This is a genomic window from Mycolicibacterium alvei (assembly GCF_010727325.1).
GTDB classification, from domain to species: Bacteria; Actinomycetota; Actinomycetes; order Mycobacteriales; family Mycobacteriaceae; genus Mycobacterium; species Mycobacterium alvei.
The window spans coordinates 1,105,604-1,126,397 of the sequence record NZ_AP022565.1 but is presented as its reverse complement, the minus strand read 5'-3'; the positions used below and the strand labels follow the sequence as shown (position 1 = coordinate 1,126,397).

Genomic DNA, 20,794 nt, shown 5'->3' with positions numbered 1-20,794 from the left:
AAGCTGCTTCGCAGTTCGACGTCCTTTAACGATCCGTCCAGAGAGGCGGAGAAGGAGGTCAGGGTCACCTCATGGGCTCTTCAGGGACCGACCGGGAATTGCTGTCTGCGTCGGACGTCGGCCGCACCATTTCCCGGATCGCTCACCAGATCATCGAGAAGACCGCTCTCGACGATCCCGCCGAACGTCAGCGGGTCGTCCTCCTGGGCATCCCCACGCGCGGTGTGACCCTAGCCACCCGCCTGGCGGAAAAGATCAACGAGTTCGCCGACATCGCCCTGCCGGTCGGCGCCCTGGACATCACGCTCTACCGCGATGACCTCAACTTCAAGCCTCCGCGACCACTGGAGACCACCTCGATCCCGCCCGGCGGCATCGACGACGCAGTGGTGATCCTCGTCGACGACGTCTTGTACTCCGGGCGTTCGGTGCGCTCGGCGCTGGATGCGCTTCGTGACATCGGCCGCCCACGGGTGGTGCAACTCGCGGTGCTGGTCGACCGCGGTCACCGGGAACTGCCGGTCCGCGCCGATTACGTCGGCAAGAACGTGCCGACCTCGCGAAGCGAGAGTGTCCATGTGCTGCTGGCCGAGGACGACGACCGTGATGGGGTGGTGATCTCGAAATGACGACGCGTCATCTTCTGTCGGCGGCGGACCTCAGCCGTGAGGACGCGACGGCGATCCTCGACGACGCCGACCGTTTCCGGGAGGCGCTGCTCGGCCGTGAGGTCAAGAAGCTGCCCACGCTGCGCGGCCGCACCGTCATCACCATGTTCTATGAGAACTCGACCCGGACCCGGGTGTCGTTCGAGGTGGCGGGCAAGTGGATGAGCGCCGACGTGATCAACGTCAGCGCGTCGGGATCCTCGGTGGCCAAAGGGGAATCGCTGCGCGATACCGCGCTGACCCTGCGCGCCGCCGGTGCCGACGCCCTCATCATCCGCCACCCAGCTTCGGGCGCCGCGCAACAGCTCGCCGAGTGGACCGCCGAGGACGGGGGCTCGGGTCCCACCGTGATCAACGCCGGTGACGGCACTCATGAGCATCCGACCCAGGCCCTGCTCGATGCCTTGACCATCCGGCAGCGGCTGGGCTCCATCGAGGGCAAGCGTGTGGTGATCGTCGGCGACGTGCTGCACAGCCGCGTGGCCAGGTCGAATGTGTTGCTGCTGGCCACCCTTGGTGCCGAGGTGGTGCTGGTGGCGCCGCCGACGCTGCTGCCGGTAGGGGTGTCCGGGTGGCCGGTCACGGTGTCGCACGACCTGGATGCGGAGTTGCCCGCGGCCGATGCGGTGTTGATGCTGCGTGTGCAGGCCGAGCGGATGAACGGTGCCTTCTTCCCTTCGGCCCGTGAATACTCGGTGCGCTACGGGTTGTCCGAGAAGCGTCAGGCCATGCTGCCCGGCCACGCCGTGGTGCTGCACCCGGGCCCGATGCTGCGCGGCATGGAGATCGCGTTCCCGGTCGCTGATTCTTCGCAATCAGCTGTTCTGCAACAGGTTTCAAATGGTGTCCACGTGCGGATGGCGGTGCTGTTCCATCTTCTGGTGGGCGCGGATCGGGAGGCGATCAGCGTATGACGAAACACATCGCAGACTCGAATCCGCCGGTGCTCATCCGCGGGGTCCGGCTCTACGGCGAGGGGGACCAACTCGACGTACTGATCGCCGATGGCCAGATCGCCGAGATCGGTTCCGCGCTCAAGGCTCCCAAGAGCGCCGAGGTGATCGATGCCGCAGGTCAGGTGCTGCTGCCGGGCCTCGTCGACCTGCACACCCATCTGCGCGAGCCGGGCCGCGAGTACGCCGAGGACATCGAAACCGGCTCGGCTGCAGCGGCTCTCGGTGGCTACACCGCGGTGTTCGCCATGGCCAACACCGATCCGGTCGCCGATTCCGCCGTCGTCACCGACCACGTCTGGAACCGCGGCCAGCAGGTGGGCTTGGTCGACGTGCACCCGGTCGGTGCGGTCACGGTCGGCCTCGAAGGTAAGCAACTCACCGAGATGGGCCTGATGTCCGACGGTGTCGGCCAGGTACGGATGTTCTCCGACGACGGGCTGTGTGTCGATGATCCGCTGGTGATGCGGCGGGCGCTGGAATACGCCACCGGCCTCGGGGTGCTCATCGCCCAGCACGCCGAAGAGCCGCGGTTGACCGTCGGTGCGGTTGCCCATGAAGGGCCCAACGCCGCCCGGCTGGGCCTGGCGGGCTGGCCCCGGGCGGCCGAGGAATCGATCGTAGCCCGCGACGCGATCCTGGCCCGCGATGCAGGTGCCCGGGTGCACATCTGCCACGCGTCCACCGCGGGCACCGTGGAATTGCTGAAATGGGCCAAAGCGCAGGGTATTTCGATCACCGCCGAGGTGACCCCGCACCACCTGTTGCTCGATGACAGCCGGCTGGCCAGCTACGACGGTCGTAACCGGGTCAACCCGCCGCTGCGGGAGTCCAGCGATGCCGAGGCCTTGCGTCAGGCGTTGGCCGACGGGGTGATCGACTGTGTCGCCACCGATCACGCGCCGCACGCCGAGCACGAGAAGTGCTGTGAGTTCTCGGTCGCCCGCCCGGGCATGCTCGGCTTGCAGACCGCACTGTCGGTGGTGGCCGAGACCATGGTGCGGCCCGGCCTGCTGACCTGGCGCGGCGTGGCGAAGGTGATGAGCGAGGCTCCGGCGGCGATCGTCGGCCTGCCCGATCAGGGCCGGCCGCTGGAAGTGGGGGAGCCGGCCAACCTCACTGTGGTCGATCCCGACGCAAGCTGGACGGTCGAAGGTGACGGGCTGGCCAGCAGGTCGGACAACACGCCCTTCGAATCGATGACGCTGCCGGCGACGGTGACCGCCACCCTGCTGCGCGGCAAGATCACCGCGCTGTACGGCAAGTCGGGATCCAAGCTGTGAACACCCCCACGCTGATCGCCTCGCTGATCCTGGCCGCGCTGCTGGCCGTGCTGATCGCCTTCCTGATCCGCCAGATGATGCGCGGCTGGCTGCATCGCGCACAGCGCCAGGCCGAACTGATCGGCACCCTGCCGCCCCTGCCCGACACCGTCAGCGCATCGATCATCCCGCCCATGAAGGGCATGTACGTCGGCAGCACGGTGGTGCCGCACTGGAACGACAAGGTGGCGGCGGGCACCCTGGGCTTCCGCGCCAAGGCCGTGCTGACCCGCTACCCCGAGGGAATCATGTTGCAGCGCAGCGGGGCCGGTCCGGTCTGGATTCCCGCCGAGTCTGTTACCGCGATCAGGACCGAACGCGGAATCGCAGGCAAGGCACTGACTTACGACGGGATTCTGGCGATCAGGTGGCGGCTGCCCTCGGGCACCGAGATCGACACCGGGTTCCGCGCAGACAATCGCGCAGAGTACGACCGCTGGCTGGAGGAAGAGGCATGACGAGCAACGCAGACAACCACAACGGCAAGGCGGTCCTGGTACTCGAGGACGGACGCGTCTTCACCGGTACGACATTCGGAGCGGTCGGGCAGACCCTCGGCGAGGCGGTGTTCTCCACCGGAATGTCGGGCTATCAGGAAACCCTCACCGACCCCAGCTACCACGGCCAGATCGTGGTGGCCACCGCGCCGCAGATCGGCAACACGGGCTGGAACACCGAGGACGGCGAAAGCCGCGACGACAAGATCTGGGTGGCCGGTTATGCCGTGCGTGACCCCTCGCCGCGGGCATCCAACTGGCGTGCCAGTGGGACACTCGACGACGAGTTGGTCCGGCAGGGCATCGTGGGCATCGCGGGGATCGACACCCGAGCGGTGGTGCGCCACCTGCGCACCCGCGGGTCGATGAAGGCCGGGGTGTTCTCCGGAGAGGCGGCTGCGGCGTCAGTCGACGCGCTGGTGGCCCGGGTTCTCGACCAGCCCTCGATGCTCGGCGCGGATCTGGCCGGACAGGTCAGTACTGAGAGCTCCTACATCGTGGAACCCGAAGGTGGGCACCGGTTCACCGTCGCGGCGATCGATCTGGGTATCAAGACCAACACGCCGCGCAACTTCGCCCGGCGCGGAATCCGCAGCCACGTGCTGCCGTCGTCGGCGACCTTCGATCAGATCGCCGACCTCAAGCCGGACGGGGTGTTCCTGTCCAACGGCCCCGGCGATCCGGCCACCGCTGACCAGATCGTCGCGGTGACCCGTGAGGTCCTCGGCGCCGGAATCCCGTTGTTCGGCATCTGCTTCGGCAACCAGATCCTGGGCCGCGCACTGGGTCGGTCCACCTACAAGATGGTGTTCGGCCACCGCGGCATCAACATCCCGGTCATCGATCACATCACCGGGCGGGTGGCGATCACCGCCCAGAACCACGGGTTCGCCTTAGAAGGCGAAGCGGGGGAGAGGTTCGACACCCCCTTCGGCTCAGCCGAGGTCAGCCACACCTGCGCCAACGACGGTGTGGTGGAAGGGATCCGGTTGGTCGATGGCCGGGCGTTCTCGGTCCAATACCACCCGGAAGCCGCAGCCGGGCCACATGACGCGGAATACCTGTTCGACCAGTTCGTCGACCTGATGGCAGGAGAGAAGTAGATGCCACGTCGCTCTGACCTCAACCACGTATTGGTGATCGGCTCCGGCCCGATCGTCATCGGCCAGGCCTGCGAGTTCGACTACTCGGGCACCCAGGCCTGCCGGGTGCTGCGTTCCGAGGGCATCCAGGTCAGCCTGATCAACTCGAACCCGGCGACGATCATGACCGATCCGGAGTATGCCGACCACACCTACGTCGAACCCATCACCCCGGAGTTCGTCGAGAAGGTGCTGGCGCAACAGGCCGAGCGCGGCAACAAGATCGACGCCGTGCTGGCCACGCTCGGCGGCCAGACCGCGCTGAACACCGCCGTCGGCCTCCACGATCAGGGCATCCTGGAGAAGTACGGGGTCGAACTCATCGGCGCCGACTTCGAGGCGATCCAGCGCGGTGAAGACCGGCAGAAGTTCAAGGACATCGTCGCCAAAGTGGGCGGTGAATCCGCCCGCAGCCGAGTGTGTTTCACCATGGACGAGGTCCGCGACACCGTCGCCGAACTCGGCCTGCCCGTCGTGGTCCGGCCCAGCTTCACCATGGGCGGGCTGGGATCCGGCATGGCGTACTCCGCCGAGGACGTCGAGCGGATGGCCGGTGACGGCCTGGCCGCCTCACCGTCGGCGAACGTGCTCATCGAGGAATCCATCTACGGCTGGAAGGAATTCGAGCTCGAGCTGATGCGCGACAGCCGCGACAACGTGGTCGTGGTCTGCTCCATCGAGAATTTCGACCCGATGGGCGTACACACCGGAGACTCGGTGACCGTGGCACCGGCGATGACGCTGACCGACCGCGAGTACCAGACGATGCGTGACCTGGGCATCGCGATCCTGCGCGAGGTGGGCGTCGACACCGGTGGCTGCAACATCCAGTTCGCGATCGACCCACGCGACGGACGTCTGATCGTCATCGAGATGAACCCGCGTGTGTCGCGGTCGAGTGCGCTGGCCTCGAAGGCCACCGGTTTCCCGATCGCCAAGATCGCGGCCAAGCTCGCCATCGGCTACACGCTCGACGAGATCCTCAACGACATCACCAAGGAAACACCGGCCTGCTTCGAGCCCACGCTGGACTACGTCGTGGTGAAGGCGCCACGGTTCGCATTCGAGAAGTTCCCCGGCGCCGATGCCACGCTGACCACCACGATGAAGTCGGTCGGTGAGGCGATGTCGTTGGGCCGCAACTTCATCGAGGCATTGGGCAAGGTGATGCGGTCGCTGGAGACCAGCCGGGCCGGGTTCTGGACTGGTCCGGACCCCGATCTCACGGTCGAGCAGCTGTTGACCGGCCTGCGCACCGCGGTCGACGGCCGGCTCTACGACATCGAGCACGCACTGCGGCTGGGCGCCGGCGTCGAGCAGGTGGCCGAGGCCTCCGGCGTCGACCCGTGGTTCATCGAGCAGATCGCGGGTCTGGTCGCGCTGCGTGTCGAGCTGCTCGAGGCGCCGGTACTCGACGCCGAGCTGCTGCGCCGGGCCAAGCACAGTGGGCTGTCGGACCGTCAGATCGCCGCGCTGCGACCGGAACTCGCGGGTGAAGCGGGTGTGCGCACGCTGCGCCGCCGGCTCGGTATCCACCCGGTGTACAAGACCGTGGACACCTGCGCGGCCGAGTTCGACGCCAAGACGCCGTACCACTACAGCAGCTATGAACTCGACCCCGCCGCCGAGACCGAGGTCGCCCCGCAGACCGAGAAACCCAAGGTGCTGATCCTGGGCTCCGGGCCGAACCGGATCGGGCAGGGCATCGAATTCGATTACAGCTGTGTGCACGCCGCCACCACGCTGAGCGCGGTCGGGTTCGAGACCGTGATGGTCAACTGCAACCCCGAGACGGTGTCCACCGACTACGACACCGCCGACCGCCTGTACTTCGAGCCGCTCACCTTCGAGGACGTGCTGGAGGTCTACTACGCCGAGGACGCCTCGGGTAAGGGTGCAGACGGGACCGGTCCCGGCGTCACCGGGGTGATCGTGCAGCTCGGCGGCCAGACGCCGCTGGGCCTGGCGCAGCGGCTGGAGGACGCCGGGGTGCCGATCGTGGGCACCGGGCCCGACGCGATCGATCTGGCCGAGGACCGTGGGCTGTTCGGCGAGGTTCTGGTCAATGCGGGCCTGCCCGCCCCGCGGTTCGGCACCGCCACCAGCTTCGAGCAGGCCCGCCGCATCGCGGCCGACATCGGCTACCCGGTGCTGGTGCGTCCGTCCTATGTGCTGGGTGGGCGCGGTATGGAGATCGTCTACGACGAGGCCACCCTGGAGGGCTACATCGCCCGGGCCACCCAGTTGTCCCCGGAACACCCGGTGCTGGTCGACCGGTTCCTCGAGGACGCGATCGAGATCGACGTCGACGCCTTGTGCGACGGCACCGACGTGTACATCGGCGGCATCATGGAGCACATCGAGGAGGCCGGTATCCACTCCGGCGACTCGGCGTGCGCACTGCCTCCGGTGACTCTGGGCCGCAGCGACATCGAAGCGGTGCGCCGTGCGACCGAGTCCATCGCCCATGGCATCGGGGTGGTGGGGCTGCTCAACGTCCAGTACGCACTCAAGGACGACGTGCTCTACGTGCTGGAAGCCAATCCGCGGGCCAGCCGTACCGTGCCGTTCGTCTCCAAGGCCACCGCGGTGCCGCTGGCCAAGGCCTGCGCCCGGGTGATGCTCGGGGCCACCATCGCCGAGCTGCGGGCCGAGGGCCTGTTGAACAAGGACGGCGACGGAGCCACCGTCGCCCGCAATGCGCCGGTCGCGGTCAAGGAGGCCGTGCTGCCGTTCCACCGGTTCCGCCGCGCCGACGGCCGCCAGGTCGACTCGCTGCTGGGACCGGAGATGAAGTCGACCGGCGAGGTGATGGGTATCGATCACGATTTCGGTACCGCGTTCGCCAAGAGCCAGACCGCGGCCTACGGGTCGCTGCCGACCTCGGGCACCGTCTTCGTGTCGGTGGCCAACCGCGACAAGCGTTCGCTGGTGTTCCCGGTCAAGCGGCTGGCCGATCTCGGATTCCGGGTGCTGGCCACCGAGGGCACCGCGGAGATGCTGCGCCGCAACGGTATTCCCTGCGGTGAGGTGCGCAAGCACTCTGAGGAGCCCACGGGCGCCGACCCGCTGCCGTCCTCGGTCGAGATGATCAAGGCCGGCCAGGTCGACATGGTGATCAACACGCCGTACGGAAACTCGGGGCCGCGCGTGGACGGTTACGAGATTCGTTCGGCGGCGGTGTCGATGAACATCCCGTGTGTGACGACGGTGCAGGGAGCCTCGGCCGCGGTGCAGGGGATCGAGGCCGGCATCCGCGGCGACATCGGGGTGATGTCGCTGCAGGAACTGCACAGCGAGTTGGAGTCCCGCTAGCGATGGAGGCTTTCGGGCAGCTGTTGGCCGCAGCGGTGTCGGAGCGGGGCCCGCTGTGCCCCGGCATCGACCCTCATCCAGAACTGCTGCGGGCCTGGAATCTCTCCGTCGACGCCGACGGTCTGGCCGCGTTCTGCGACATCTGCGTCACGGCGTATACCGGGTTCGCGATCGTCAAGCCTCAGGTGGCGTTCTTCGAGGCCTACGGTTCGGCCGGTTTCGCCGTACTGGAACGCACCATCGCCGCGCTGCGTGAGGCCGGCGTGCTGGTACTGGCCGACGCCAAGCGGGGGGATATCGGCTCGACCATGGCGGCCTACGCCACCGCCTGGGCCGGCGACTCGCCGTTGGCGGCCGATGCGGTGACCGCATCGCCCTACCTGGGCTTCGGGTCGTTGCAACCCCTGCTGGACACCGCGGCGGCCCACGGTCGCGGGGTGTTCGTACTGGCCGCCACCTCCAATCCGGAGGGGGCGAGTGTGCAGCGGGCGATGGCCGGGTCACGCACCGTGGCCCAGTCCATCGTCGACGATGTGGCCTCCGTCAATCGAGCCGCAGGCACACCCACCGGGTCGGTCGGTGTGGTGGTCGGGGCGACGGTGACCGACCCGCCCGATCTCAGCGCACTGGGGGGCCCGGTGCTGGTGCCCGGGGTGGGAGCCCAGGGCGGCCGCGCCGATGCGCTGGGCGGGTTCGCAGGGGCCGAATTGGTGCTGCCCACGGTCTCGCGGGAGGTGCTCCGGGCCGGCCCGGCGGTGGCCGATCTGCGTGCGGCGGCCGAACGCCTGCGCGACGAGGTCGCCTATCTCGTCTGACGGCGTCCCGCCCATTACGTCGTGTCCCCGCGCCGGCTTCCACACCAGGGTCGTATCCGCCCGCGCTATCGCGACCCGGGTGTAGAAAGCGATGGCTGGGTCGAGAAGCGGTCGAGCCCAATCGGATTACTCGGTCGACCGTTCAGATCTGTTGCGGTGCAACCGGTCAGAGCGGGATCCAGATACCGAACAGCCAGAAACCCCAATTGTTGAACTGTGGGTTGAAGAACGGTGAAACCCAGCGCCGGTTGTAGTTGAACGGCTGGTGATGGAAGCGGCCCTGGTCGATTCCACGCCAGGGCAGGTCGGGCGGAGTCGGGGGAGGGTTGTCCCATGGGCCCGGCATACCCGGGCCGCCCGTTCCCTGGCAGTTGCCGAAAGCCGCACGGTGGTCCCGGTTGAGCCGCCGCCACGCCGCTCCCCGCCGCCAGACTGGTGGTTCCCGGCGCGATCGCGATAGCAGAAGCGCAGGTCAGACGCTTGATGTTCATGTCCAGCTTGCCTTCGGGGGTCATGCAAACCCGACCAGGGGAGGCTATTTAGCCACGCTGTGTAATCGTTAGGTGGCAATTAGGCGCGAGCCGGATGTCGCAAAACGCACGCCGCTCGACGTGCGTGTCGCCGGTTCCGACACGCCCGACACGCCGTGACCAGCGAAAATTTTCTCGAATACCCGGCGGTAACCAGGGCCGGGGGTGTCGGAACCGGTGTCGGACAGCCGAGCAGTTAGCTGTCGGTCCCTCGAAAACCATTGACATGCAGGAATATCCGGCTCAATGCGGCGTCGTGTGCGATGCCCAGCGGCCGATTCGGCGGAAATTCACAGGCTGTCGGAGCGCACTACACGCTGGGCTTTTAGCGCCGTTACCAGGGGGTGGGGTTAGCGTTAGTCGGCCTGCGTGGGTAGGTTCGTCGTCGCTGGCTGGTTTGTACTCCAGCCGTACAAAACAAGTGATGGCCGAAGATAAATCGCCAGGAGACGGAGGAAACCGTGGCCCTTCCCCAGTTGACCGACGAACAGCGCGCGGCAGCGTTGGAGAAGGCTGCTGCCGCACGTCGAGCGCGAGCTGAGCTCAAGGATCGGCTCAAGCGTGGCGGCACCAACCTCAAGCAGGTGCTTACCGACGCCGAGACCAACGAGGTCTTGGGCAAGATGAAGGTTTCCGCACTGCTGGAAGCCCTGCCGAAGGTCGGCAAGGTCAAGGCGCAGGAAATCATGACCGAGCTGGAGATCGCCCCGACCCGCCGTCTGCGCGGTCTCGGTGATCGTCAGCGCAAGGCCCTCCTGGAGAAGTTCGACCAGTAGAGGCTCCCGCATTGAGCGCTGGTAGAGGGGCTGGGCAACACACAGCGACGGCTCCGGTCGTCGTGTTGTCCGGCCCCTCCGCCGTCGGGAAGTCCACTGTGGTCCGCCGTCTGCGCGAGCAGCTTCCCGACCTGTATTTCTCCGTCTCGGTCACGACCAGGGCCCCGCGCCCCGGCGAGGTCGACGGCGTCGACTACACATTCGTGTCCAAAGAACGGTTTCAGCAGCTGATCGATGACGGTGAGCTGCTCGAATGGGCCGACATCCACGGCGGATTGCACCGATCGGGGACGCCGGCCCAGCCGGTTCGGGATGCCACCCGTGCCGGGCGCCCGGTGCTGATCGAGGTCGATCTCGCCGGGGCGCGCGCCGTCAAGCAGGCCATGCCCGAGGTGGTATCGGTGTTCCTGGCGCCGCCGAGCTGGGACGAACTGGTCAACAGGTTGTCCGGCCGCGGCACCGAGACGCCCGAGGTGATGGCCAGGCGTTTGGAGACGGCGCGGGCCGAAATGGCCGCAAAATCGGACTTTGACCAGGTTGTGGTGAACCGCCAGTTGGATACCGCATGCGCTGAATTGGTATCCTTGCTGGTGGACAGTCGTTGACTCATCGTGGCGGGACCGACGCGATCGGATCCGCGAGCCACCAGCAGGCTGTTCAGTAACCGCATTCACGCAACCGCCAGGAGACCTTTTCGTGAGCACCCCGCACGCCGATGCGCAGCTGGCCGCTGCGGACGACATCGATTCGTCCGTCGCCAGCGCCTACGACACGCCGCTGGGCATCACCAACCCGCCCATCGACGAGTTGCTGGACCGCGCGTCGAGCAAGTACGCGCTGGTGATCTACGCCGCCAAGCGGGCGCGACAGATCAACGATTACTACAACCAGCTCGGCGACGGCATTCTTGAGTATGTCGGCCCCTTGGTCGAGCCCGGTCTGCAGGAGAAGCCGCTGTCGATCGCGATGCGGGAGATCCACGAGGACCTGCTCGAGCACACCGAGGGCGGCGAGTAGCACAGGCCGGGGCCGGCACGTGAGCGCCAGTAAGCGAATTGTCGTCGGCGTCGCCGGCGGCATTGCCGCATACAAGGCGTGCACCCTGGTACGCCAACTCACCGAGGCGGGCCACTCCGTGCGGGTACTTCCCACCGAGTCGGCGTTGCGCTTCGTCGGTGCGGCTACGTTCGAGGCCCTGTCGGGCAATCCGGTACACACAGGCGTCTTCACCGACGTCCACGAGGTACCGCACGTCCGCATCGGGCAGGAAGCCGATCTCGTCGTCGTCGCCCCCGCCACTGCCGACCTGCTGGCACGTGCGGTGGCGGGCCGTGCCGACGACCTGCTGACCGCCACCCTGCTCACCGCGCGATGTCCGGTGCTGTTCGCCCCGGCGATGCACACCGAGATGTGGTTCCACCCGGCCACGGTCGACAACGTGGCCACCTTGCGCCGCCGGGGTGCGGTGGTGCTGGAACCCGCATCCGGACGGCTCACCGGAGCTGACAGCGGTGCCGGACGCCTACCTGAGGCCGAAGAGATCGCGACGTTCGCGCAGTTGCTGCTGGAGCGGGCTGACTCCCTGCCCTACGACCTGGCCGGCGTCAAGGCCCTGGTGACTGCCGGCGGTACCCGTGAGCCCGTCGACCCGGTGCGGTTCATCGGCAACCGCAGCTCTGGCAAGCAGGGATACGCGGTGGCCCGCGTCCTGGCTCAGCGGGGCGCGGAGGTGACCCTGGTCGCCGGTAACACCGCCGGTCTGGTCGACCCGGCCGGGGTCGATGTGGTGCGCATCGGGTCGGCAACGCAACTGCGTGACGCCGTGTCCAAGTACGCGGCCGAATCGAATGTCCTGGTGATGGCCGCGGCGGTCGCGGACTTCCGGCCTGCACAGGTGGCCACCAGCAAGATGAAGAAGGGCAGCGCGTCGGAGCCCAACTCGATCGACCTCGTCCGCAACGACGACGTGCTCGCCGGAGCGGTCCGCGCCCGGGCCGAAGGGCAGCTGCCGAACATGCGGGCGATCGTCGGCTTCGCTGCCGAGACCGGCGATGCCAATGGTGACGTGCTGTTCCACGCCAGGGCCAAACTCCAGCGCAAGGGATGTGACCTGCTGGTGGTGAATGCGGTGGGGGAAAACCGTGCGTTCGAGGTGGACCACAACGACGGTTGGTTACTCAGCGCCGACGGCACCGAGGCCGCATTGGAACACGGTTCGAAGACTCTGATGGCCACCCGTATCGTGGACGCGATCGCGGCGTTTCTGGGCACGCACGATGGGTGATCCGACGTAGGCATCAAAGTTGCGGATAAGGGTTGCGCATTTGCGTCCGACGCGCTTGGGTGCAACAGGGCACAGGTATTATTCGCCTAACTAAGTAGTTTTGAGACTGAAAAAACTTTTTCAGATCCGCAAGGAAGGAAGCAGACCGTGAGCCAAGGTCGCCTGTTTACCAGTGAGTCGGTAACCGAAGGACACCCCGACAAGATCTGTGACGCGATCAGCGACTCGGTGCTCGACGCGCTGCTGGAGCAGGATCCCAAGTCGCGGGTCGCGGTGGAGACGCTGGTCACCACCGGTCAGGTGCACGTAGCCGGTGAGGTCACCACCTCCGCCTACGCCGACATTCCGAAGATCGTCCGTGACCGCATCCTGGAGATCGGCTACGACTCCTCGACCAAGGGGTTCGACGGCGCCTCGTGCGGAGTGAACATCGCCATCGGCGCGCAGTCGCCCGACATCGCCCAGGGAGTCGACACCGCCCACGAGGCACGCGTCGAGGGCGCGGGGGATCCATTGGACGCGCAGGGCGCTGGTGACCAGGGCCTGATGTTCGGTTACGCGATCAGCGACACCCCGGAGCTGATGCCGCTGCCGATCGCACTGGCCCACCGATTGGCCCGCCGGCTGACCGAGGTGCGCAAGGGTGGGGTGCTCGATTACCTGCGCCCTGACGGCAAGACCCAGGTCACGATCCAGTACGACGGCACGACGCCGGTGCGCCTGGACACCGTGGTGCTGTCGACGCAGCATGCCGACGGCATCGACCTCGAGGGGCAGCTCACCCCGGACATCCGGGAGAAGGTCGTCAACACCGTGCTGGCCGATCTCGGCCACGAGACCCTCGATACCTCGGACTACCGCTTGCTGGTCAACCCGACCGGCAAGTTCGTCCTCGGCGGTCCGATGGGTGACGCCGGTCTGACCGGCCGCAAGATCATCGTCGACACCTACGGCGGCTGGGCCCGCCACGGCGGCGGCGCCTTCTCCGGCAAGGATCCGTCAAAGGTGGACCGGTCGGCCGCGTACGCGACGCGCTGGGTGGCCAAGAACGTCGTCGCCGCCGGTCTGGCCGAGCGGGTCGAGGTCCAGGTCGCCTACGCGATCGGCAAGGCCGCCCCGGTCGGCCTGTTCGTCGAGACCTTCGGCACCGAGACCGTCGATCCGGCCCGCATCGAGAAGGCCATCAGCACCGTGTTCGATCTGCGCCCCGGCGCGATCATCCGCGACCTGGATCTGCTGCGGCCGATCTACGCCCAGACGGCGGCCTACGGGCACTTCGGGCGCACCGACATCGAGCTGCCCTGGGAGCAGCTCAACAAGGTCGACGAACTGAAGGCCTCGGTCTAGTTTTTCCTGACAGCAGTCCCCGGTCACTGATCGGGGGCTGCTGCGTTTTCTGGGCAGCATCACCGCGAGATCGACGCCATGGTCGTGATTCGTGAGGCGGAACGACCACAGCGTCGATCTCGGCGTGAGTGTGGGTGCCTACGAGGTGAACGCGTAGTCGTCCAGCGGGAAGCTCCGGCTGCGCCAATACGCCTCGAATGTGGTGGCGGGCCGCAGCGGCACATCCCCGTTGCGGTCGAAGTAGTAGCTGTTGGCCAGGCTGCAGCTGTCCTGCCAGAAGATCTGGCGGTGACGCTTGCGCATCATCTCGGCGAAGTACCGGTCGTTGGCCTCCCGGCGGACCTCGACGCGGCGGGCGGTCCGGCGGTCGGCCTGCTCGATGCACCGCACCAGATGACGGGTTTGAGCCTCGATCAACGCGAAGTACGACGAGCCGACGTAGCCGTACGGGCCCATCACGGAGAAGAAATTCGCGAAGCCGGGAACGCTCACACCTTCGTAGGCCTGCATCCGGTGCTGCATCCAGAATTCGCTCAGCGACTGCCCACCCGACCCCACGATGTCGAACGGCAGCGCATCCACGTCCATCACCTTGAACCCGGTGGCCAGGAGCAGCACGTCGACGTCGTGGCTCTCCCCGTCGGTGGTGGCGACACCCGAACCGGTGATCTTGTCGATCGGTTCGGTGACCAACCGGACGTTGTCGCGGTTGAATGTGGCCAGATAGGTGTTGTGGAACCCGGGTCGCTTGCATCCCACCGCGTACCGCGGGGTGAGCTTGTCGCGCACCTGCGGATCGCGCACTTGCTGGCGTAGGTAGGCGCGGCCGGCCGCGCCGGCCCGCTTGGCGAACGGGTTGATCGTGAAGTACTGCGCGGCCAGCGGGAAGGTGAACTCCACATACGCCTGGCTGATCAGCCGGTGCAGCGTCCGGCCGCCGGGCAGCCGCATCAGCCTGCGGGCGACCGGCGGGATGGGCACGTCGAACTTCGGGAAGCACCAGATGGGCGTGCGTTGAAATACGGTGAGCTGCTTGACCGTCGGGGCGATCTCGGGGATCAACTGCACCGCAGAGGCGCCGGTGCCGATGATCGCCACCCGCTTGCCGGTCAGATCCAGGGTGTGGTCCCAGCGGGCGGTGTGCACGGTGACCCCGGCGAAGGAGTCCACGCCGTCGATGTCGGGCAGCTTCGGGATGGTCAGCACACCGCTGGCGTTGACCAGAAACCGCGCCGTCAGTATCTCGCCCGAGTCGAGTTCGGCCCGCCACAGGTTCTCGTCGTCATCGAAGACCGTGCGTGTGACGGTGGCGTTGAACCGGATCCGGGGGCGCAGGCCGTATTTGTCGACGCAGGAGTCGGCGTAGGCGCGCAACTCATTTCCGGGTGCGTAGGTACGGGACCAGTCCCGCGACTGCTCGAACGAGAACTGGTAGGAGAACGACGGGATATCCACCGCCACACCGGGATAGGTGTTCCAGAACCAGGTCCCGCCGGCCCCGTCACCGGCCTCCAGGATCAGGTAGTCGTGCAGGCCGGCCTTGTCGAGCGCGATGGCGGTGCCGATGCCGGAGAATCCGGCGCCGACGATGAGGGTGTGAAAGTCGGGCATCGGGCCACCTCCCGGTTGCGTCAGATCAACGTAACCCCCAGCTCCACCGAGTGACCAGGATTGAGAAAGTCCCGCCGAGCGCGTTTCTCGCAGACACGCCTGCCAGTTGAACCGCGGCGAACTGCAATCCGTTCACACTGGGGTGAGGCCGGCGCAGGAAAGGGACACAACCACGATGGCATCCGACGATGACTCCTCGATGGCAAATGACCAGGGGGAGGTCGTAACGCCATCCCCATCCCCGGATTTCGGATCGGTGCTCAGTCGCCGAGGTGCGCTGCTCGGTTTGGCCGCGGTCGGCGGAGTTGTCGCCGTCGGCGTGGGCGGCCTGGCCGAGGCGGCGGGCTGGCTGCGGCCCGACGCGCTGACTCCGGCCGATTTCGCCGACCGCTTCGAACAGATCGCCGGCCGTCACGACGGATTCCGGCGCAACCACGCCAAGGGCCTGGCCGCCACCGGGACGTTCACCAGCACCGGTGCCGGTGCCGAGGTGAGCAAGGCCGCGGTGTTCAGACCCGGCACGATGCCCGTCGTCGGACGGTTCTCGCTGTCCGGTGGGCTGCCCGATCAACCCGATAAACCCGACACGGTCAGAGGGCTGGGCCTGATGTTCCTGCTTCCCGACGGCGAGCAGTGGCGCACCGCAATGATCAACCTCCCGGTGTTCACGGACAGTGCGCCGCAGGGCTTCTTCGAGCGCATGCTGGCTTCCCGGCCCCAGGTGCAGACGGGCAAGCCGGACCCGTCGGCGATGGCGGCGTTCCTGGCCGCCCATCCGGAAACCGCGGCGGCGATGAAGATCATCAAGGCGGCTCCGCCGAGCGCAGGATTCGCCGACAGTACGTACCGCAGTCTCAACGCTTTTCGAGCCACCAATGCCCAGGGTGAGACGACGGCCATCCGTTGGGCGGCCGTGCCGATGGCATCGGATCGGCCCGCCGAGCAGACGCATGGCAACGGCGAGAACGTTCTCTTCGACGCCCTCATCGACACGGTCGAACGCGGACCGGTCAGCTGGAAACTGATCCTCACCCTGGCCGATCCCGGCGACCCCACCGATGACCCGACACTGCCGTGGCCGGCGAACCGACCGACAATCGAGGCGGGCACCATCACCCTCGACGGCGTCCACACCGAGGCTGTCGGAAACGCCCGCGACATCAACTTCGACCCACTGGTGCTGCCCGACGGGCTGGCCGCTTCCGACGATCCGGTGCTGGCTGCGCGATCGGCGGTCTATGCCCGCTCGTTCAACCGGAGGGCCCGAGAACCCAAGTCGCCCAGCGCAGTCGTCGTTCCCGGTGGTGCGCAGTGACCACCGAAACGGAACAGTTCAACCTGGCGGCGCGACTGCTGCACTGGTCCATGGCCGTCATGGTGATCGCCCAGTTCTTCATCGGTGTCACCATGATCGCAGCGCTCAGTTACTACCCGCTGTTACTCGCGATCCACCGGCCGCTGGGGATCGCGATCCTGGTGTTCGCGGTCGTGCGGTTGGCCAACCGGCTCACCCGCCGACTCCCACCGTTCCTGGCGACCATGAGCCCGCTGGAGCGTCGCATTGCCAGCTACTCCGAATATCTGCTGTACGCACTGCTTTTGGTGCAGCCCCTGATCGGGTGGGCCATGCTGTCGGCAGCACAGTCGCCGGTCGTCTTGGCCGGGGCGCTGCACCTTCCGGCGATCGCCCCGCACAACATCACCCTCTATGCAGCGCTGCGCACCGCCCACACCGTCGCCGCCTACCTGCTGTTCGCGACGTTCACCGCACACATCTGCGCGGTGCTGTTCCACACCCTGGGGCTCCGCGACGGGATTATCCGTCGAATGTCGTTGTGGCCCAGCAAAAACAGTCAGTCGTGAAGGGCCGCCCGCAGCGCGGCCATCGCCCGATCGAACGCCTCGGTGGCGGCCGGAACCACACCGACATAGCCGACGTAGCCGTGGACCAGGGTCTCGGCATTGTCCAGCTGCGCCGGAACGCCTGCGGCAGCCAGCAGCTCGGCGTAACGGATGCCGTCGTCGCGCAACGGGTCGTGCCCGGCTACGGCGACGTAGGCCGGTGCGAGGCCGGACAGGTCCGCCGCGCGGGCCGGCACCAGTGTGGCCGGCGGATCGGACAGATCCACATGCCCGGCATACCAGCGGGAGAACCCCTCGACGGCGTCGAGACCCAGGATCGGCGCCGCGGCGTTCTCGGTGAACGACGGCAGGCTGGTGTCCCACGTGGTCGCCGGGTACCAGAGCAGCTGGAAGCGTAGCGGGGGAGCGCCGGCGTCTCGGGCCAACTGCGCCACGACGGCGCTGAGGTTGCCACCCGCCGAATCCCCGGCGACGGCCATCCGGTCGGCGTCGACACCCAGTTCTGCGGCGTTGGCGGCCACCCACTGCGTCACGGCCCACGCGTCGTCGACCGCGGCGGGATACGGATGCTCGGGGGCCAGTCGGTAGTCCACCGACACCACGACCGCGTCGGCGGCCACCGCGTGCTGGCGCGCGGTGCCGTCGTAACTGTCCAGGTCACCCAGCGCCCAGCCGCCGCCGTGGATGAACACCACCACCGGCAGAGTCGCGCCGTCTGCGGCCGGTGGCCGGTACACCCGAACCGGGACCGGGCCGGCCGGCCCGGGGACCTCGCGGTCCTCGGTCTTCACGTCGGGATGGACCGGCAACCGCGGAATCTCACTGAACTGGCGGCGGGCCTCTTCGACACCTATGTCGGTCGACAGTTGGAACGGCACCGCCTCCAGTACCTTCTGCAGGATGGGATCAACAGCTGGTAACGCGTCAGCAACGGACATTCCGCAACCGTACGCACACCGCGTCACCGTGTGGTTGTGGGTGGCGGCCGCGGTCGTCGCGGCGGGCTACGGGGTGTTCCTGATCGTCACGGCGACGCGGTTGCCCACGGGCGCCGATCTGACCGGTCAGTTCACCCTCCAACCTGCGGTGAAGGCGCTCGCCGCGGTCCTGCTGGCCGCGGCGGCGTGCGCGCATCCGATCGTGCGGGAACGGCGCTGGCTCGTCGGTGCGCTGGTGTTCTCGGCACTCGGCGACTTCCTGCTCGCGATCCCGTGGTGGGAGCCGTCGTTCGTGCTGGGGTTGGCCGCCTTCCTGGTCGCGCATCTGTGCTTTCTCGGCGCGCTGGTGCCGCTGGCGCGACGTTCGACACCGCGGCTGATCGCCGTCGCACTCACCGTGCTGGCCTGTGTGGCGCTGCTGACCTGGTTCTGGCCTCGGCTCGTCGAACAGGGGATGGCCATTCCGGTGGTCGCCTACATCGCGGTGCTCGGCGCGATGGTGTGCGCGGCGCTGCTGGCGCGGCTGCCCACGCCGTGGACCGCGCTCGGGGCCGTGTGCTTCGCGGTGTCGGACGCGATGATCGGCATCAGCCAGTTCGTCCGTGGCGACCAATTGCTCGCTGTCCCGATCTGGTGGGGCTATGCGGCGTCACTGGTGCTGATCACGGCCGGTCTGTTCTTCGGCCGATCGTCACGGCCGTCTGCTAAACCTGGCCAGTGACCATCACCCGCCGCGCCGCAGATCATGAGCCCATCGCGCGGGTGCTTCCTCTGCTGACAGTGCCGCACCTGGACCGGGAGTTCGACTACCTGGTGTCGGAAGAACAGTCCGACGACGCCCAGCCCGGTGTGCGGGTCCGGGTGCGGTTCAACGGCAGGCTGGTCGACGCATATCTGTTGGAGCGACGCTCCGACACCGACCACACCGGCAAGCTCGGCTGGCTCGACCGCGTCGTCTCACCTGAGCCGGTGCTCACCCCCGAGGTCCGGCGGCTCGTCGACGCCGTCGCCGCCCGCTACGCCGGGACACGTGCGGACGTCCTGCGCCTGGCGGTGCCGCCGCGCCACGCCAGGGTCGAGAAGCAGACCCCGGAGGAACCCGAGCTGGTGCCGGTTGCCCCTGTCGACACCGGTGCCTGGGCCCGCTATGGCCGCGGTGAACAGTTCCTGACCGCGGTCGGTGAGGGCCGGGCGGCGCGGGCGGTGTGGCAGGCACTGCCCGGGGAGGACTGGGCACGGCGGCTGGCTGAGGCGGCCGCTGTCGCGGTGAACGCCGGGCTGGGCGTGGTGGCCGTGCTGCCCGACCAGCGCGACGTCGACGCGCTCCACGCCGCGGCGATCAAACGGGTGCCCGCGTCGCGGGTGGTCGCGTTGTCGGCCGGTTTGGGCCCGTCGGCTCGGTACCGCCGCTGGCTGGCGGCGCTGCGGGGACAGGCCCAGGTGGTGATCGGCACCCGCAGCGCGGTGTTCGCCCCGGTGGCCAACCTCGGGTTGGTCCTGGTGTGGGACGACGGTGACGACAACCTCGCCGAGCCGCGCGCGCCCTATCCGCACGCCCGTGAGGTCGCCATGCTGCGCGCCCACCAGTTGCGCTGCGCCGCCATCATCGGCGGTTACGCGCGCACCGCCGAGGCGCAGGCGCTGGTACGCACCCGCTGGGCCCACGACGTGGTGGCGACCCGGGCGGTGGTCAGGGACGCTGCGCCGAGGGTGGTCGCGTTGGAGGACAGCGGCTACGCCCAGGAGCGTGATCCGGCCGCCCACACCGCCCGACTGCCGTCCATGGCGCTGCAGGCGGCCCGCTCGGCGCTGCAGGCGCAGCACCCCGTGCTCATCCAGGTTCCACGACGCGGATACGTGCCCGCGTTGGCTTGTGCTCGGTGCCGTGCGGTGACGCGCTGTCGGCATTGCACGGGCCCGCTGGCCCTGCCGGACCGGGGCGGTGCGGCCGCGGAGTGTCGGTGGTGTGGCCGGGCCGAGCCCGCATTGCGTTGTGCGCGTTGCGGTTCGGATGCGGTGCGGGCGGTCGTGGTGGGGGCCCGACGCACCGCGGAAGAGTTGGGGCGGGCCTTTGCCGGTACCTCGGTGATCACCTCGGGCGGCGACGCCATGGTCAGTGCGGTGGGGGATGGGCCGGCCCTGGTGGTCTGCACGCCCGGCGCGGAGCCGATCGCCGAAGGCGGCTACGGCGCAGCCCTGCTACTCGACGCGTGGGCACTGCTGGGCCGGCAGGATCTGCGGGCCGCCGAGGACACGATGCGCCGGTGGATGGCTGCGGCGGCCCTGGTGCGACCGCGCACCGACGGCGGCGTGGTGGCCGTGGTCGCCGAGTCGGCGATCGCCACCGTGCAGGCGCTGATCCGGTGGGATCCGGTGGGGCATGCCGATGCCGAGCTCGACGGTCGCGGTGAGGTGGGCCTGCCGCCGGCTGTGCACATGGCGGCCATCGACGGCACGACGACGGCGACCGCGGCCCTGCTCGACACCGCCCAATTGCCCGAGTCCGCGGAAATCCTCGGGCCGGTGGATCTGCCGACCGGTGCGCGTCGCCCGCCCGGCCTGGACGCCGACGCCGAGGTGAGCCGGATGCTGGTCCGGGTTCCGCGCGACGGGGGCCTGGAGATGGCGGCGGCACTACGCCGGGCCACCGCGGTGCTCAGCGCCCGCAAGGATCAGCAACCATGTCGCATCCAAATCGACCCTCTGCACATAGGGTAAGGCGGATACTTCACC

Annotated in this window: 19 protein-coding genes; 16 read left to right on the top strand and 3 right to left on the bottom strand. The window is 67.9% G+C overall.

The window, feature by feature from the left end:
- Positions 1-71 precede the first annotated feature (71 nt).
- Genes pyrR through pyrF form a run of 7 tightly spaced genes read left to right on the top strand, consistent with a single transcriptional unit; the run spans position 72 to position 8,712 of the window.
- Positions 72-629 (top strand): bifunctional pyr operon transcriptional regulator/uracil phosphoribosyltransferase PyrR, encoded by a 558-nt coding sequence (gene pyrR, locus G6N44_RS05265; RefSeq protein WP_163661764.1) that lies wholly within the window; start codon positions 72-74, stop codon positions 627-629.
- Entirely contained in the window at positions 626-1,582 is a 957-nt protein-coding gene (locus tag G6N44_RS05260) for an aspartate carbamoyltransferase catalytic subunit (RefSeq protein ID WP_163661762.1), read from the top strand. Before pyrR ends, G6N44_RS05260 begins: the two co-directional genes overlap by 4 nt.
- Positions 1,579-2,904, top strand: a complete 1,326-nt coding sequence (locus G6N44_RS05255) for a dihydroorotase (protein ID WP_163661760.1) — start codon at positions 1,579-1,581, stop codon at positions 2,902-2,904. The genes G6N44_RS05260 and G6N44_RS05255 overlap by 4 nt, the downstream gene beginning before the upstream one ends.
- Positions 2,901-3,401, top strand: a complete 501-nt coding sequence (locus G6N44_RS05250) for a PH-like domain-containing protein (RefSeq protein WP_163661758.1) — start codon at positions 2,901-2,903, stop codon at positions 3,399-3,401. Before G6N44_RS05255 ends, G6N44_RS05250 begins: the two co-directional genes overlap by 4 nt.
- On the top strand, positions 3,398-4,543 hold the full coding sequence (gene carA, locus G6N44_RS05245) for a glutamine-hydrolyzing carbamoyl-phosphate synthase small subunit (RefSeq protein ID WP_163661756.1): 1,146 nt from the start codon (positions 3,398-3,400) through the stop codon (positions 4,541-4,543). Before G6N44_RS05250 ends, carA begins: the two co-directional genes overlap by 4 nt.
- Positions 4,544-7,897 (top strand): carbamoyl-phosphate synthase large subunit, encoded by a 3,354-nt coding sequence (carB, locus tag G6N44_RS05240; RefSeq protein WP_163661754.1) that lies wholly within the window; start codon positions 4,544-4,546, stop codon positions 7,895-7,897.
- A 2-nt stretch (positions 7,898-7,899) separates the two neighbouring features.
- Positions 7,900-8,712 (top strand): orotidine-5'-phosphate decarboxylase, encoded by an 813-nt coding sequence (pyrF, locus tag G6N44_RS05235; protein ID WP_163661751.1) that lies wholly within the window; start codon positions 7,900-7,902, stop codon positions 8,710-8,712.
- A gap of 166 nt (positions 8,713-8,878) precedes the next feature.
- Here the strand turns inward: pyrF and G6N44_RS29395 are convergent, their stop codons facing one another.
- Positions 8,879-9,058 (bottom strand): hypothetical protein, encoded by a 180-nt coding sequence (locus G6N44_RS29395; protein ID WP_235682950.1) that lies wholly within the window; start codon positions 9,056-9,058, stop codon positions 8,879-8,881.
- Between the two features lie 645 nt (positions 9,059-9,703).
- On the opposite strand from G6N44_RS29395, the gene mihF reads away from it, so the two are divergent.
- The 5 genes from mihF (at position 9,704) to metK (ending at position 13,649) form a co-directional block, all read left to right on the top strand.
- A complete protein-coding gene (gene mihF, locus G6N44_RS05225; RefSeq protein WP_163661749.1) occupies positions 9,704-10,018 on the top strand; it encodes an integration host factor, actinobacterial type in 315 nt (104 codons plus the stop codon).
- A gap of 11 nt (positions 10,019-10,029) precedes the next feature.
- On the top strand, positions 10,030-10,623 hold the full coding sequence (gmk, locus tag G6N44_RS05220) for a guanylate kinase (RefSeq protein WP_163661747.1): 594 nt from the start codon (positions 10,030-10,032) through the stop codon (positions 10,621-10,623).
- 91 nt (positions 10,624-10,714) lie between these two features.
- Positions 10,715-11,035 (top strand): DNA-directed RNA polymerase subunit omega, encoded by a 321-nt coding sequence (gene rpoZ / locus G6N44_RS05215; protein WP_163661745.1) that lies wholly within the window; start codon positions 10,715-10,717, stop codon positions 11,033-11,035.
- Between the two features lie 19 nt (positions 11,036-11,054).
- Complete coding sequence (gene coaBC / locus G6N44_RS05210) at positions 11,055-12,302, top strand: bifunctional phosphopantothenoylcysteine decarboxylase/phosphopantothenate--cysteine ligase CoaBC (protein WP_163661742.1); 1,248 nt, start codon at positions 11,055-11,057, stop codon at positions 12,300-12,302.
- A gap of 147 nt (positions 12,303-12,449) precedes the next feature.
- The gene (gene metK / locus G6N44_RS05205) at positions 12,450-13,649 is read left to right on the top strand and encodes a methionine adenosyltransferase (protein ID WP_163661740.1); all 1,200 of its coding nucleotides are present in this window, start codon (positions 12,450-12,452) and stop codon (positions 13,647-13,649) included.
- A gap of 138 nt (positions 13,650-13,787) precedes the next feature.
- On the opposite strand, the gene G6N44_RS05200 is transcribed toward metK, so the two are convergent.
- Entirely contained in the window at positions 13,788-15,260 is a 1,473-nt protein-coding gene (locus tag G6N44_RS05200) for a flavin-containing monooxygenase (RefSeq protein ID WP_163661738.1), read from the bottom strand.
- A gap of 199 nt (positions 15,261-15,459) precedes the next feature.
- Between G6N44_RS05200 and G6N44_RS05195 the strand changes: the two genes are divergently transcribed.
- Together G6N44_RS05195 and G6N44_RS05190 are read left to right on the top strand one after the other, a co-directional pair.
- The gene (locus G6N44_RS05195) at positions 15,460-16,575 is read left to right on the top strand and encodes a catalase family peroxidase (RefSeq protein ID WP_235683040.1); all 1,116 of its coding nucleotides are present in this window, start codon (positions 15,460-15,462) and stop codon (positions 16,573-16,575) included.
- 50 nt (positions 16,576-16,625) lie between these two features.
- On the top strand, positions 16,626-17,123 hold the full coding sequence (locus G6N44_RS05190) for a cytochrome b (RefSeq protein WP_235683039.1): 498 nt from the start codon (positions 16,626-16,628) through the stop codon (positions 17,121-17,123).
- Here the strand turns inward: G6N44_RS05190 and G6N44_RS05185 are convergent.
- On the bottom strand, positions 17,114-18,061 hold the full coding sequence (locus G6N44_RS05185; RefSeq protein WP_163661734.1) for an alpha/beta hydrolase: 948 nt from the start codon (positions 18,059-18,061) through the stop codon (positions 17,114-17,116). The genes G6N44_RS05190 and G6N44_RS05185 overlap by 10 nt on opposite strands.
- Between G6N44_RS05185 and G6N44_RS05180 the strand changes: the two genes are divergently transcribed.
- Both G6N44_RS05180 and G6N44_RS05175 read left to right on the top strand, forming a co-directional pair.
- A complete protein-coding gene (locus G6N44_RS05180; protein ID WP_170309382.1) occupies positions 18,024-18,782 on the top strand; it encodes a lysoplasmalogenase in 759 nt (252 codons plus the stop codon). The genes G6N44_RS05185 and G6N44_RS05180 overlap by 38 nt on opposite strands.
- On the top strand, positions 18,779-20,779 hold the full coding sequence (locus G6N44_RS05175) for a primosomal protein N' (protein WP_163661732.1): 2,001 nt from the start codon (positions 18,779-18,781) through the stop codon (positions 20,777-20,779). Before G6N44_RS05180 ends, G6N44_RS05175 begins: the two co-directional genes overlap by 4 nt.
- Positions 20,780-20,794 lie beyond the last annotated feature (15 nt).